At 43.6% G+C, this 13,387-nt stretch carries 13 protein-coding genes; 11 read left to right on the top strand and 2 right to left on the bottom strand.

Annotation, left to right across the window (positions count from 1 at the left end):
• Positions 1–201 precede the first annotated feature (201 nt).
• From MUG84_RS17435 to MUG84_RS17390, 10 genes are all read left to right on the top strand, one after another.
• Complete coding sequence (locus MUG84_RS17435) at positions 202–1,383, top strand: extracellular solute-binding protein (protein WP_244727041.1); 1,182 nt, start codon at positions 202–204, stop codon at positions 1,381–1,383.
• A gap of 38 nt (positions 1,384–1,421) precedes the next feature.
• Positions 1,422–2,189 (top strand): SDR family NAD(P)-dependent oxidoreductase, encoded by a 768-nt coding sequence (locus tag MUG84_RS17430; RefSeq protein WP_244727039.1) that lies wholly within the window; start codon positions 1,422–1,424, stop codon positions 2,187–2,189.
• Between the two features lie 76 nt (positions 2,190–2,265).
• Entirely contained in the window at positions 2,266–3,543 is a 1,278-nt protein-coding gene (locus MUG84_RS17425) for an alpha-L-fucosidase (RefSeq protein WP_244727037.1), read from the top strand.
• Between the two features lie 141 nt (positions 3,544–3,684).
• Positions 3,685–4,440 (top strand): YheC/YheD family protein, encoded by a 756-nt coding sequence (locus MUG84_RS17420; RefSeq protein ID WP_244727035.1) that lies wholly within the window; start codon positions 3,685–3,687, stop codon positions 4,438–4,440.
• A 182-nt stretch (positions 4,441–4,622) separates the two neighbouring features.
• Positions 4,623–5,462 carry a helix-turn-helix domain-containing protein gene (locus MUG84_RS17415; RefSeq protein ID WP_244727033.1) on the top strand — a complete coding sequence of 280 codons (840 nt, stop codon included), beginning with the start codon at positions 4,623–4,625 and terminating at the stop codon, positions 5,460–5,462.
• Between the two features lie 128 nt (positions 5,463–5,590).
• Positions 5,591–6,406 carry a sugar phosphate isomerase/epimerase family protein gene (locus MUG84_RS17410; protein ID WP_244727589.1) on the top strand — a complete coding sequence of 272 codons (816 nt, stop codon included), beginning with the start codon at positions 5,591–5,593 and terminating at the stop codon, positions 6,404–6,406.
• A gap of 35 nt (positions 6,407–6,441) precedes the next feature.
• Positions 6,442–7,623, top strand: coding sequence for a Gfo/Idh/MocA family protein (locus MUG84_RS17405; RefSeq protein ID WP_244727031.1), 1,182 nt, complete (start codon positions 6,442–6,444; stop codon positions 7,621–7,623).
• Between the two features lie 43 nt (positions 7,624–7,666).
• On the top strand, positions 7,667–8,977 hold the full coding sequence (locus MUG84_RS17400; protein ID WP_244727029.1) for an ABC transporter substrate-binding protein: 1,311 nt from the start codon (positions 7,667–7,669) through the stop codon (positions 8,975–8,977).
• A 30-nt stretch (positions 8,978–9,007) separates the two neighbouring features.
• Positions 9,008–9,910, top strand: a complete 903-nt coding sequence (locus MUG84_RS17395; protein WP_244727027.1) for a carbohydrate ABC transporter permease — start codon at positions 9,008–9,010, stop codon at positions 9,908–9,910.
• Positions 9,907–10,740 carry a carbohydrate ABC transporter permease gene (locus tag MUG84_RS17390; RefSeq protein WP_244727025.1) on the top strand — a complete coding sequence of 278 codons (834 nt, stop codon included), beginning with the start codon at positions 9,907–9,909 and terminating at the stop codon, positions 10,738–10,740. The genes MUG84_RS17395 and MUG84_RS17390 overlap by 4 nt, the downstream gene beginning before the upstream one ends.
• Positions 10,741–10,923: 183 nt before the next feature.
• On the opposite strand, the gene MUG84_RS17385 is transcribed toward MUG84_RS17390, so the two are convergent.
• Together MUG84_RS17385 and MUG84_RS17380 are read right to left on the bottom strand one after the other, a co-directional pair.
• On the bottom strand, positions 10,924–11,283 hold the full coding sequence (locus MUG84_RS17385) for a VOC family protein (RefSeq protein WP_244727023.1): 360 nt from the start codon (positions 11,281–11,283) through the stop codon (positions 10,924–10,926).
• A 74-nt stretch (positions 11,284–11,357) separates the two neighbouring features.
• Positions 11,358–12,131: a helix-turn-helix domain-containing protein gene (locus tag MUG84_RS17380; RefSeq protein WP_244727020.1), complete on the bottom strand. Its 774-nt coding sequence runs from the start codon at positions 12,129–12,131 to the stop codon at positions 11,358–11,360.
• A gap of 189 nt (positions 12,132–12,320) precedes the next feature.
• Between MUG84_RS17380 and MUG84_RS17375 the strand changes: the two genes are divergently transcribed.
• Complete coding sequence (locus tag MUG84_RS17375; RefSeq protein ID WP_244727018.1) at positions 12,321–13,265, top strand: VanW family protein; 945 nt, start codon at positions 12,321–12,323, stop codon at positions 13,263–13,265.
• Positions 13,266–13,387 lie beyond the last annotated feature (122 nt).

Raw genomic sequence — 13,387 nt, 5'->3', positions numbered from 1 at the left:
CATTTCGCTCCGTCGCATTGTTTCATGTTGGCGCTTAAGAATGGTTTCAGTAGATTTTGTAGAGAGGGACGCCATATTTGGAGATATGGCGTCTCGGTTTTATTGGATTCCGGAGAATGAAAATGAAGATGTGATAGCTATAAAATCGTGTATGATGTATTATATTGCTCATAAATACATATGGAAAGGGATGTGAAAGAAATGGTCGACAATGCCTTGAAGGTAGCTCTTGTTGATGGGCCGACTTATGAACCGCTCTACAGTAGTCTTGGAGCATTCGAGGAGTCTACAGGAATTAAGGTAGAAGTCGGTTTCAAAGGTCCTCATCCGGATTTAAATCGGCACGTTCAGGAAGCGTTTTCTTCAGGGAAAGCTGAATATGATCTGATCTCCACACATACGAAATATGCCCCTTCCCAAGCAGAACATTTGTTGCCTCTGGATGAATACTTCTCAGAGGAAGAGCTTCAGGATTTATCACCAGTTTTGGTTGAATTGGCGCGGGTGAATGGCGGGCTGATGAGTATTCCACGAAATTTTGATGCTAGACTACTTTTCTACCGTAGGGATCGATTTGCAGAACTAGGATTACAGGTTCCGGATAGCTGGGAAGAGCTAATGGAAACAGTGAAACGCGCTACAGCTGCAGGTTATACAGGTTTCGTATACCCAGGCAAGGAATCCGGTTTGTTTGGTACCTTTTTCGAATTATTGATGAGTGAAGGTGGGAAGCTGTTCGATGAAAAATTACAGTCGGCATTTAATAGTACCGCCGGAATTAAAGTACTTAAATATTTAAAAGAGCTATATCAGCAAGGTTTAACACCTGCCAATCTACCTGATATGCATTATGACGAAGTATCTGAAAGTTTCCGAAACGGAGACAGCTTGATGGTAGCCGATTGGCCGGGCTATTTTGGTCTACTGAGCGACCCAGCTTGTCAAGTAGCGAACTGTTATGGCCTGGCACTTTTGCCGAAAGGATCTACAGGTAAACGTGCGGTTTACTGTGGTAGTCATTCTTTTGCCGTGACGACCGCCAGCTGCAATCCGCAGAAGGCTGTTCAGCTGCTCAAGTATCTTACCTCGCCTGAACGTCAGATGATTGATGCAGACAGTGGGCATGTGCCAGTTCGTTTTTCCGTTATGGATCGGCAGAAGGGCATCTCGCAGCCTGGAACCATCGAGGCACTACGTTGGCAATTTCTAGAGGAGACAATGGCCAAAAGTGTAGTTATTCCACCGAAATTTGCTGAATATCCGGAAACGGAAGATATTTTGTGGAATGCCTTGAGGGCATGTATTAAGGGAGACCTGTCTGAAGAACAGGCATTAAAGCAGGCAGAGGACGAAATTAATATGATTGTCCGAAAATATGCGTAAGCTGCAATCTATAAGGAAGAAGAGAGGCGTGTAAATCTATGTTGCTTTCAGAAAAAGTATGCATTATTACAGGGGGAGCATCGGGTATTGGGCAAGTAACAGCAAGACGATTTGCCGAGGAGGGAGCTATTGTCATCATCGCTGATTTGAATGCACATGAAGGAAACCGTACAGCCAAGGAAATTACAGCAGAACACAATGCGTCCTCGGCGTACTTTTTTCAAGTTGACGTTTCATCTGAAATGGAAGTTCAGAATTTTATCAATGAAGTGACGTCTCGCTTCGGCAGGCTTGATGTACTTATTAATAATGCGGCTACGATTCTCCCAAAACAACTCGAAGATGTATCAGAGTCAGAATGGACGAGGATGATGAACGTGAACCTCAAAAGTGTATATTTACTAGTTAAGCACACAATCGGATTACTCCGGCAAAGTAAGGGCAGTATTGTCAACATGGCATCCCTAAACGGACTTATTGGGCAAAGGCAGAACGCCACTTATGCATCCACCAAAGGGGCCATTGTAGCGCTAACCAAGTCACTCGCGCTTGATTATGCGATTGATGGTGTACGTGTAAATTGCATCTGTCCCGCTGGTGTGGCGACTCCGCTGCTGGAGAAATGGACGCTGGAACAGGATGATCCTACGGCTACCCGACAAGCTCTAAATGATATGCATCCATTGGGAAGACCGGCTTTGCCCGAAGAAGTAGCTGATGCAACCTTGTTTATGGCAAGCGGCTTATCGCGATTCGTGACCGGAGTTGCGCTACCTGTAGATGGAGGAGCCTCACTGGGTTATTAGTGGATTCATCACATTTTTGAAGAACCGGCAACAGTTTAAAATTCAATTTATTTATACGAAAGGCAGGAGATTTATAGTGAGAGCGACACACCCTGAAGCGCAGTGGTTTGATGAGGCAAGATTCGGCATCTTTATCCATTGGGGGCCTTATTCCCTACGTGAAATTGAGGCTTCCTGGCCACTTATGCCCCATAGCAGTCAACATCTGGGCGTGGATGTTTATGAAAGTTTAGCCGATGAATTTAATCCTCTGAACTACGATCCGAAGGTTTGGGCCAAAGCGGCCAAAGCGGCTGGTGCCAAATACATCGTATTGACCGTCAAACACCACGATGGCTTCTGTTTGTTTGACACGAAAACAACAGACTACAATGCTGTACAAAGAGGCCCCAAACGTGATCTAGTGATGCCGTTTGTTGAAGCCGTACGTAGTGAAGGACTTAAGGTAGGGCTTTATTTTACGACAATTGACTGGCATGATCCCGATTTTGCGACGATTCCAATCTCAGCTGGTATTCAATCTCCCAAACCGAACGTGTACGATCCTATGCGCTGGTGGGAATTCCATAAACGATTTGTCGAGCAGCTTCGCGAGCTGTTGATCAACTACGGAAGGATTGACCTGATCTGGTTTGATGTGCCCGGTTTTGGAGCGGATCGCTGGCGGAGCAGTGAGGTCAAACAAATGATGCTGAATTTGCAGCCCCATCTGATTGTGAACAATCGATTACCGGATGCGGGGGACTATGAGACGCCGGAGCAATTTGTTCCAGTACATCCTCCGGATGAATGGTGGGAGACCTGTATGACGATGAACAATCAGTGGGCGTATCATTCAGACAAGACCTGCTACAAAAGTACGCTTACCCTACTTAATACATTGCTAGAGATTGCAACCAAAGGAGGTAACCTGCTGCTGAATGTCGGTCCCCGCCCAGATGGAACCTGGCCTGAGGAAGCGCTGGAGCGTCTGGAGGCCATCGGAACATGGCTGAAACACTCGGGTGAAAGCATCTACGGTACGAAAAGAACACCCGTGCATTTTCCGCCCTGTTTTTACGGTCCAATTACAGTCAAAGAAAATACAGTTTATCTACATGTAAAGGATATTCCTCGTTTCCCACTGGAGTTTCGCTGGATCCAAGGCAAGGTGAGGGAGGTGAGACTTCTCCGGACAGGAAAGGCACTTTCTTATCGGGTGGAAGAAACCGTTGGCGTGTCTGGGGGAGTGCATGGGGAGCATTATGTCAGTCGGATATCGATTGACCTCGCACCTGAGGATTGCGATGAATGGAATACCGTAGTAGCTGTTGATTTCGAGGGTATACCAGTTTGGCCCGAGCTGAGAAAATAGAGAGAAACGCTTAAGATCCGCGAAATTCGCGGATTTTTTTTATTAATATCTCGGTCTATACTTCATTGGATGGATCATAGGTAAAAGCGGTGACAAGCTCCACACCTTAAGCATATTACTATGAAGAGGGAGGGGATTGAATTGTCCTATACGAGCACCTCAATTCGCAGCAAATGGACAAAAAATAATTGGCTAATAAAGCATCAGGATCTGCGCAAGCATGTTCCATCAACGATGCTCTTTAATAAAATGAACTTGACTTCCATGCTTTCCGATTATTCGATTGTTTATTTTAAACCTACGGATGGTTCTGGTGGATTCAATATCGTTCGAATTAGTAAGAAATCACAAGGATATGAAACTCAGTACAAGACAGTAACGTCATTTCACAAGACTATGAATGATTTGTACAATTATCTCCATCGTTTTTCTAATAAAAGATCATTTTTGCTGCAAAAGGGCATTACATTGGCGAGAACAAACGGAAAACCTTTTGATATTCGTGTGATGGTTCAGAAGACGAACAATGGGGAATGGGTCAGTACTGCTGTTTGCACAAAAATTGGAGATTCGAGAAAGGTTGCTACAAACTATAATCAAGGCGGGAAAATCGATTATTTCCATCAAACGATGTCAGGTGCAGGATACAACTCAGCTTCTATTCAAAAGATCGAGGAAAAATTGAAACAATTGGGTGTCTCTGTGGGGAATCACTTTGACCATTATATTAAAGGATTTAGAGAACTCGGATTGGATGTCGCTTTGGATTCCAAAGGGGAACTGTGGATTTTGGAAGTCAACACGAGGCCTCAGATTTATCCATTAAAGAATTTGCAGGATAAAGAGCTGTATCAGCGAATCATATACTATGCTAAGCAGTACGGACGATTTACTTAAGTATATTCTGAAATAGGAGAGTAGAAAGCCATCCATTTGGCTGGCTTTCTCGCATTGTTCGAAGATTGCACGCATATATTGTGAAGGTAATGTTCGAAATTGGACTGGCCTTGCTGGGATCGTTCTTTCCTGGCTCTATTTTTTACATCCCGGAGTTTCGAAGTGAGATCGGAGGTATCAGCGTGGACTCATTATACTTATTAAGATATGAGTATTTGAAAAGCATTCCGGTGACGACAGGAAATTTCCAATCCCATGACCACTATGAAATCTTTTATTTTCACGAGGGAAAAGGCCATTATTTAATTGGTGATAACATTCATGTGCTGAAGCCAGGTACCCTTATCGTCATGCATGGCTTGACTTTGCATATGCCTAAGAGCCTTGACGGGCATCCATATGTACGAACGCTTCTAAATTTTGATCCGGCATTTTTCCGCGCAGCTTCAGAACATGTATTCTCGATCAATCCATTGCTTCCTTTTGAAAGACTTGGAAATTATAAAGTGCAGCTCACTCTAGAGGAGCAGGCCGAATTTGAAGAGTTGTTATGCAAAATGAACCGGCTTTATTCCACTGGGAATGCCATCTCAAATGAACGGTTTCGGGTCTCATGTCTTGAGGCGTTATTTTTCATATGTCAGGTGATGATGAAGCCGGTAGAGAAAGAAATAGAGTTCCCTTCAGAAAAGGAACAGCATGTACAGAACGCCTTGACCTATATTGAGAAGCATTATATGTCAGATATTTGTCTAGATCATCTAGAGGAGGCTCTTCATATCAACAAACATTATTTGGCACGCATTTTCCACGAAATAACAGGAATGACATTGTTCCATTACATATATAAAAGACGAATCAATCAGGCCAAAATTTTGTTTCTGCTTGAGCCGGAAAAATCCGTGACGGACATTTGCTACGCAACCGGCTTTAAAAATCATTCCCACTTCAGTAAAGTGTTCAAGCAATGGGAGGGTAAAACTCCAAATAACTATAGGCGTATGGTAAAAAGTCAATTTTAGAACAATGTTGTGGTTAACGTGGTCAACCGGAAAGTACCGCTCGCGATTCGTCACCTGCTAAACTATGAAGTGTCAATCGTATTTGTAATCGCTTACATAATAATTAGGAGAGGTGAATCATATTGCTCATGCTGACAGGTTTTGCCGATGAAATTTCAAATCATTTGGAGGAACAAATGGATGTTCTCATTTCTGAGGGTATTTCACATTTGGAACTCCGAAGCGTGTATGGAAAAAATGTAATGGAATTAACCGATGGTGAATTGACCCAATTGAAATCCGCATTGACTGAAAGAGGGATCCGTGTATCTTCGATCGGTTCGCCGATCGGTAAATATCCGATTCAGGAACCATTTGCACCTGAAATTGAGAAGATAGATCACGCCTTACATATCGCCAAAAAGCTGGATGCCCCTTATATCCGGGTGTTCTCTTATTATATTCCTGAGAATGAAGCCCCAGAGATTTATCGTGACGAAGTGCTCTCCCGGATGAAGCAGTTGACTGATCAAGCAGAGCGTGCACAGATAAAGCTCTTATTGGAAAATGAAAGTGGAGTCTACGGTAATAACGATGAGCGCTGTCTAGATATTTTACAGCATTGCGACTCAGCTTGCCTAAAGCTTGCCTTTGATCCAGGAAACTTTGTCATGAATGATATCATGCCGATGAGTGAGGCATACCCGCTGCTGTCCTCTTACCTGGAATATGTACATATCAAAGATGCGGACAGACAGGCACATATTTTTGTCCCGGCAGGCGAGGGGGACGGTGAATTTCAGTCATTTGTGAAGGCATTGATGGAGTGCGGCTATTCCGGATTTTTATCCATCGAACCACATTTACACAAAGCATTCCCGGAACATGATGGGATAGAGCGATTTAAGATCGCGGCACAAGCATTAAAGAAGTTGCTGCAAAATGAAGGTCTAGCCTGGTCATGAGTTAATTTATGACTGAAATAGAGAGGGGAAATCACATGGGTACTCAGAAAGTAAAAGTCGGTTTAGTAGGTTTGGGGAACATCGGGAAAACCCATATCAGCAATATGATGACGTTGGAGCAAATTGAGCTAGTAGGCGTATGTGACCTTATCCAGGAAAAGGCGGACCGGTTCGCAGCGGAATGCGGAACTAAAGCATATTACAACCATCTGGATCTTATGGACCAATCCGGGTTAGAAGCCGTCATTATTGCTGTACCACATTACAGCCATCCCTCTATAATTGTGGATGCATTTGAACGTGGAATTCATGTGCTCTGTGAGAAGCCATTGGCCGTTCATGTCAACGATGCGAAGCTTGCCATCGATGCGTATACTCGGACACAAAAGAAGTTCCCTGAGTTGGTGTTCGGCTTGATGTTTCAAGAACGGACGCTTCCTTTTTATAAAAAAATCAAAGAAATCGTTGGCAGTGGGGAGTTGGGGCAGTTAACCAGGGTGACTTGGATCAATACCGACTGGTTCCGTTCCCAAGCTTATTATGACAGCGGTGATTGGCGTGCAACCTGGGCTGGAGAAGGAGGTGGGATACTGACGAATCAGTGTCCGCACAATCTTGATTTTTACCAGTGGGTATTCGGGATTCCTGCAAGAATAAGCGGTCACGCTCATATCGGCAAGTATCACCGTATTGAAGTGGAGGATGAAGTAACCGCCTATTTTGAGCATGATAATGGCATGATCGGGCATTTTATCGTAACTACGGCCGAGTCTCCGGGGGTCAATCGTCTTGAGATCGTTGGGGAAAACGGAAGGCTCGTATACGAAAATAATAAGCTTCGGATCAATCGCAATCGTATATCCATGTTGAAGCATCTTCAAGAAACGTCACAAGGATTCGGCAATGTGGAATCTACGGTGGAAGAGATCGAAGTGAACACAGACGCGGCTTCGGGACACAAGGTGGTGACAGAGAAGTTCATACATAAAATTCTTACTGGAGAAGGGGAATTGATTGCTGAAGGTACGGAAGGGATCCGTTCCGTCACCATTGCTAACGGGATCATGCTCTCATCGTTCACAAAGCAAATGGTGGAAGTGCCTTTCGATTCGAATCAATACGAGAGCCTGCTTCAGGAGTTGATTTCGACCTCTGAATTTCAAAAATCCCCATCCAAAGCTATTAAAACAGATATGACTCAATCGTTTTCCAAATAACGGTGTGCATGAGCTTAGCAATTATTGGGGGAGGAAATAGCTAATGAAAATCACGCTGAAAATTACATCATTAGTCATTGCTTCGCTAGTGCTGGCAATCACGGCTGCAGGTTGCAGCTCCCTTGGAGTTAAGGATGAAGGTCAGCCGAATGAAACCACTAATGCGAATGCGACGGCTCACGACAAGCCAATCAAGCTTCGAATCATGTGGTGGGGATCGCAAGCGCGACATGACGCTACGCTCAAAATACTAGACCTGTATACTAAAGAACATCCGAATGTTACTTTTGAAACGCAGTATCAGGGGTTTGACGGTTATCTGGATAAACTGACAACCCAGGCCGCCGCCAAAAATGCACCGGATATTATTCAAATGGATGCTGCTTGGCTGGCAGATTGGAACGGACGAGGGCAGCTCGCCGATCTATCTTCACTAAATACCAAGGATATTGATCCGAAGGTGCTGGATACTGGGAAGTATAACGGAAAATTGACGGCTGTGCCGCTCGGTTTTAACGCATGGGGCATGATCTATGATAAGGCTGCACTGGAAAAGCTCGGCGTGGCAGAGCCCAAAGACGGTTACACTTGGGATGATTATTTCAAGATGGTTGAGGAGATTAAGCCCAAGCTTCATAAAGGACAATACGTCATCAAAGATGGAACAACAGATACGGAGCAATATGCCGCTTTTCAGCTAAGCAAAGGAAAGGGCTGGCCGATTACTGCCGACGGGAAATTTAATTACGATAAAGAGACCTGGCTCGAATGGACAAAGAAATTTGCCCAATTAAGAAAAGAAGGCGTTGTACCGCCTCCCGATGTACAGCTCGCCGATAAGGATTTGGATCCAACCGCAGATATGCTGGTTAACGGAAACTTGCTGTTCAAGGGATTGCATGCGGCTCAAGTATCTGCCTATGATTCTTTGAAGCCGGGTGCGATTGGCGTTGCAGCCATGCCTCAAGGGGTGCAAGCAGGAGGATGGTTAAAAGCAACGTTCTACTTTAGCATATCTCAGGATTCCCAATATAAGGAAGAATCAATGAAATTCATTGATTGGTTTATTAATGATCAGAAAGCAGGAGAGATCGGAGGTACGACCAGAGGCATCCCCATTTCGAACAATGTTCTTGAGTTCCTGAAGCCTGCATTCAGTATTGGTGATAAGCTGACGGTTGAAATGATTAACAAAACCGCTCTAAATTCGCAAGTATTCAATCCAGGACCGCCAGGCTGGGCGGATTTCGGTAAAGAAGCGAAGGACATTCGTGAACAGCTAATGTTTGAGAAAATGACTCCGGAACAAGCCTATGATGCGCTGATGAAAGCCGCCAAAAAGTACGAGAAATAAGAAATAAGGAAAATGAATCGGGGAGATAGCATGAATCATGGAAAGAACCATTCTTATGCGCCTTTAGCAGGCTACCTGTTTATTTCTCCGTGGTTGATCGGATTTGCTATATTAACGGTTTGGCCGATGATCCAATCGTTGTACTATTCATTTACGGATTTTTCATTGCTCAGTCCACCACGATGGATTGGGATGCAAAACTTCAAAGAGATTTCGGAGGACCGCTTCTTTTACAATTCATTAAAGGTGACTTTTACATTCGTCATCACTTCAGTTCCGGCGAGGCTCGTGTTTGCACTCTTCGTTGCCATGCTTTTGAACCAAAAAATCCGAGGTATCGGATTATACCGAACGATTATTTATTTGCCATCACTTATTGGGGGCAGCGTTGCTGTAGCCGTGTTATGGAAAAATATTTTCGGAATGACCGGGTTTATTAACCACATCACCGCTTTATTCGGCATTGCGCCAAAAAACTGGATTGGAACCCCGGGTACAGCATTAGGAACGTTAGTCACGTTAAGTGTGTGGCAGTTTGGCTCGGCTATGATCATATTTTTAGCTGGATTAAAGCAAATTCCGGGCGAATTATATGAGGCGTCATCCGTGGATGGCGCGGGAAAACTCCGGCAATTTTTCACAGTAACGCTCCCAATGCTGTCTCCCGTTATTTTTTTCAATTTGATCATGGGCTTGATTAACTCGTTCCAATCATTTACCGCTGCTTTCGTTATAACGGGAGGCGGGCCTCTAAATTCGACGGAGATGTATGCTTTGTATTTATACGAAAAAGCCTTTGCCGCCTTGCATATGGGGTATGCCTCCGCATTGGCATGGATTTTGCTCGCGATCGTGGCGGTTGCAACGGCGATTAACTTCCTTGTGTCCAAATACTGGGTATTCTATGAGAATGATACGGGAGGGAATCGATGAAGTCGTTAACTGCGAGCAAGTTCGTGGCTCATGTGATATTGCTGCTCTTCAGCGCGATCATGTTCTATCCTGTACTGTGGTGGATTGGCGCTTCCTTTAAGTCGAATCCGGAGCTTAGTTTGCCGACACTATTTCCGCACAAGTTCCAATGGAACAACTACTCGGATGGTTGGGTGGCGCTTCCGAAATATACATTCACATACTTTTTTCTAAATAGTATAAAATTGACCATAACAACCACCGCTTTAACGGTCATTTCAAGCAGCTTGGTCGCGTTCGGTTTCGGAAGGCTCAATTTTCCGCTAAAAAAAATGTGGTTTGCCCTTCTGCTGCTGACGATCATGCTGCCCAGCCAGGTAACGTTGATCCCGCAATACGCCATGTTCCATTCATTCAATTGGATCAATACTTATCTCCCATTTATTGTACCGAGCGCAATGGGAGGAGCATTTTTCATTTTTTTGCTTATACAATTCATTAGAGGTATTCCGGGAGAACTGGATGAGTCGGCCAAGATTGACGGTTGTACCTGGTTTGGAATTTATTGGCGTATTATTTTGCCGCTCATGAAGCCCGCCTTAATTACCGTGATGATCTTTTCGTTTCTGTGGCACTGGGAAGATTATTTCGGCCCGCTCATTTATTTGAATACCGTCGATAAATTTACCGTACCGCTTGCTTTACGCATGTTTATTGATACGCAATCGGCTGTCTCCTGGGGACAGGTACTCGCTATGTCACTGCTATCTGTTATTCCGCAGATGCTATTGTTTTTTGCGGCGCAGCGATATTTCGTCGAGGGTATTGCTACCACGGGGCTGAAGGGATAGGGGGGAATTCAGCTAAAACCATATTCGTTTGCGTACCATAGCATGATTATTTGGGCTTTTTTAAATTGTAATGTTGAGGGATTAAGAACATATACGCTGAAAAGTCCGCATAAATAGCGGACTTTTTGATTAGATATAAAGGTCAAACCGCGAAAGACAAGCTGCTCATGATACTGCGGTTATTTACTTGAACTCTAGCAGTTCAATGACATTTCCAAACGGATCTTTGAAAGCAGTATAGTAACCAACTGGGCAGGCCTGAGGGGATTTGTATATAACCTCAATTCCTTGGCTTTCGAGTTCTTGAATCGAGGCTGTAATATTATCTGTCTGCATCCCAAGGACGACTTGAGATTGTTGCGGATACTCAATTGTTGAAGGTTGATCAACTTGAAACAGAACGATTGGTATGCTATCGTGCTGCAGACTTACGGTATTCTCATCATATTCACGTGATATTTCAAAACCTAATTTTTCACAATAGAATTCCTTAGCCTTGCTCAGATCGGAGACATAAATTGAAATGACACATAACTTATTCATGAAAGAACCTCCCAAATGGATTTTTTCATGATTAATTATATTAGGCATCGATGATTCTATTTTCTTCTACATTGCTATTTTTGCTGCATATGTTCAAATAATAATAGAGGCAAATTGATTACGATTGGAGGATCTGAGATTAACGGCTCCCTTAGTTTGATTGCAATCTTTAAATCCGTCTGTTCGGTAACATGAATAGCCTCTGAATACATGCCCCGCAACGAATGATCAAGGATAAAGTAATCGCGGGGGTTCATGCTCCAAGGGATACCTGTAGCCAGTACATAATAGGTACCATTTGGTATGCCACATAGATGAAACTGCCCATTACGATTCAACGCCGTTCCTACTACCGGTCTCTGATCAGGTATTGGTTTTGGGAATAGACCTACAAAAATGATTCCTTTAAAGGAATCCGGAGTATCAATACGACATATGATGCGAGAAGTTGAAGTATGAGACTGTGGATGAAGGTCTATCTCTGAATCATGATATTTGTTCATGTGAGATGTAAGAGGTTTCGCATTTGAGAAGAACTTTTTAGGCGTTACCCCAACATAGTCCCTGAATCTAGTATTAAACGATCCTACACTTCGGTAACCGATCGATAAAATCACTTTTAGAAGCGATTTCTGGTTATTCAATATTTCTTTTTTCCCTTTTTCGATTCGTAAGGCTGCTAGATAGTGACGAGGTGATACACCAGTTACGCTTTTGAAAATTCTTGTAAAATGATAGGGACTATAACCAATTTCTGCGGCTATTTGTTCAGAAGTAATATCTTCATCTAAATGATTCTTCATAAAATGGATTGCTTTTTCCACTTCGACCTTATGAAAATCGCGCATAATATCTCCTGCTTCTATGTATTTTTCCTCATATATAAAGCATTGTTAATGACTAATATATCAAATATCGGACATTTATTACATGTGGATGTTTTAAGGAGAATAATTGAATGAATATCCATAAATGGAATCATAATAACAGGAAGAACTCAGTGTTTGCGATCATAATGATGAAGCGAGTGATGATACTTGAAATGGACATCAATAGCATGTCTCCTGTTCACACTTCTGCAAGACCAAAGCGGAGAACAGGATAATGGCAGGCTAACCGTTACCCAGGAGGGGAAAACCATTTCCAGCCTGAATCGAGATGCACACAGCCTTTTGGTGTTTCCTTTGCTGGATATGGAAAAGGTTAACCAGTGGGTGAATGATTTGGATCGGAAAACGTATAAGGAAGCACTAAATGCCCGCATTGACGGTAACGGACAAATCGTATCCGGGCAAATGGGATACCGGCTCAACCGCAGAGAGCTTCTAAAACGTTATTTTGCATATCTCTACAGCAGTGGTCCGGCTTCGATAGAAGTCCCCATGTATCCAGTGTATCCGAAGGTAGATACGGAATTGCTGGCTTCTTTGCGGGCTAAACAAATCGGCTATTATGTAACTTATTTTAACGCTAATAATACGGATCGTTCTCATAATATTGCTTTGGCGGCCAAGGCGATTGACAGCACGGTCATATTTCCTGGAGAATCCTTCTCCTTTAATCAGGTGGTCGGAATTCGAACTACCGGAAGAGGGTACAGGCAGGCGGCAGTGATCGTACGGGGCGAATTATCTGAAGGTGTTGGCGGAGGAATCTGTCAGGTATCCTCAACGTTATTTAACGCGGCAGATCGGGCAGGGCTGAACATAGTACAGCGGTATTCCCACAGCCGCCACGTTCCTTATGTTCCTCCGGGAAGGGATGCGACAGTAAGCTGGGGAGGTCCGGATTTTGTATTTGATAATGCGTACAACCAGCCCGTTTTGATTCGGACATTTGTAGGAGGTGGAAGTGTGTCTGTGTCCATTTTTTCATCAGATGTCATCGAATATCTCCCTAAAAAGGTGCCAAGTATGTCAAATCAACTTCCGGAAGAAGTGCGGGATATTCCTTCTTTACCTAATCCTGTTAATGGGGAATAAGCATATAACCACTTATGGGTATTGACTTTCTTTGGACAAATCAGCAGGTTAAATTAAAGAAAAGAACGAATAGTCATGTAATCAATTCAGTGAGGTACATTGTTTACATAATATATAATATG

This window comes from Paenibacillus mangrovi (assembly GCF_022898935.1).
GTDB lineage: Bacteria > Bacillota > Bacilli > Paenibacillales > Paenibacillaceae > Paenibacillus_AQ > Paenibacillus_AQ mangrovi.
The sequence above is the reverse complement of the archived record's forward strand: the minus strand, read 5'-3'. Positions and strand labels throughout refer to the sequence as shown.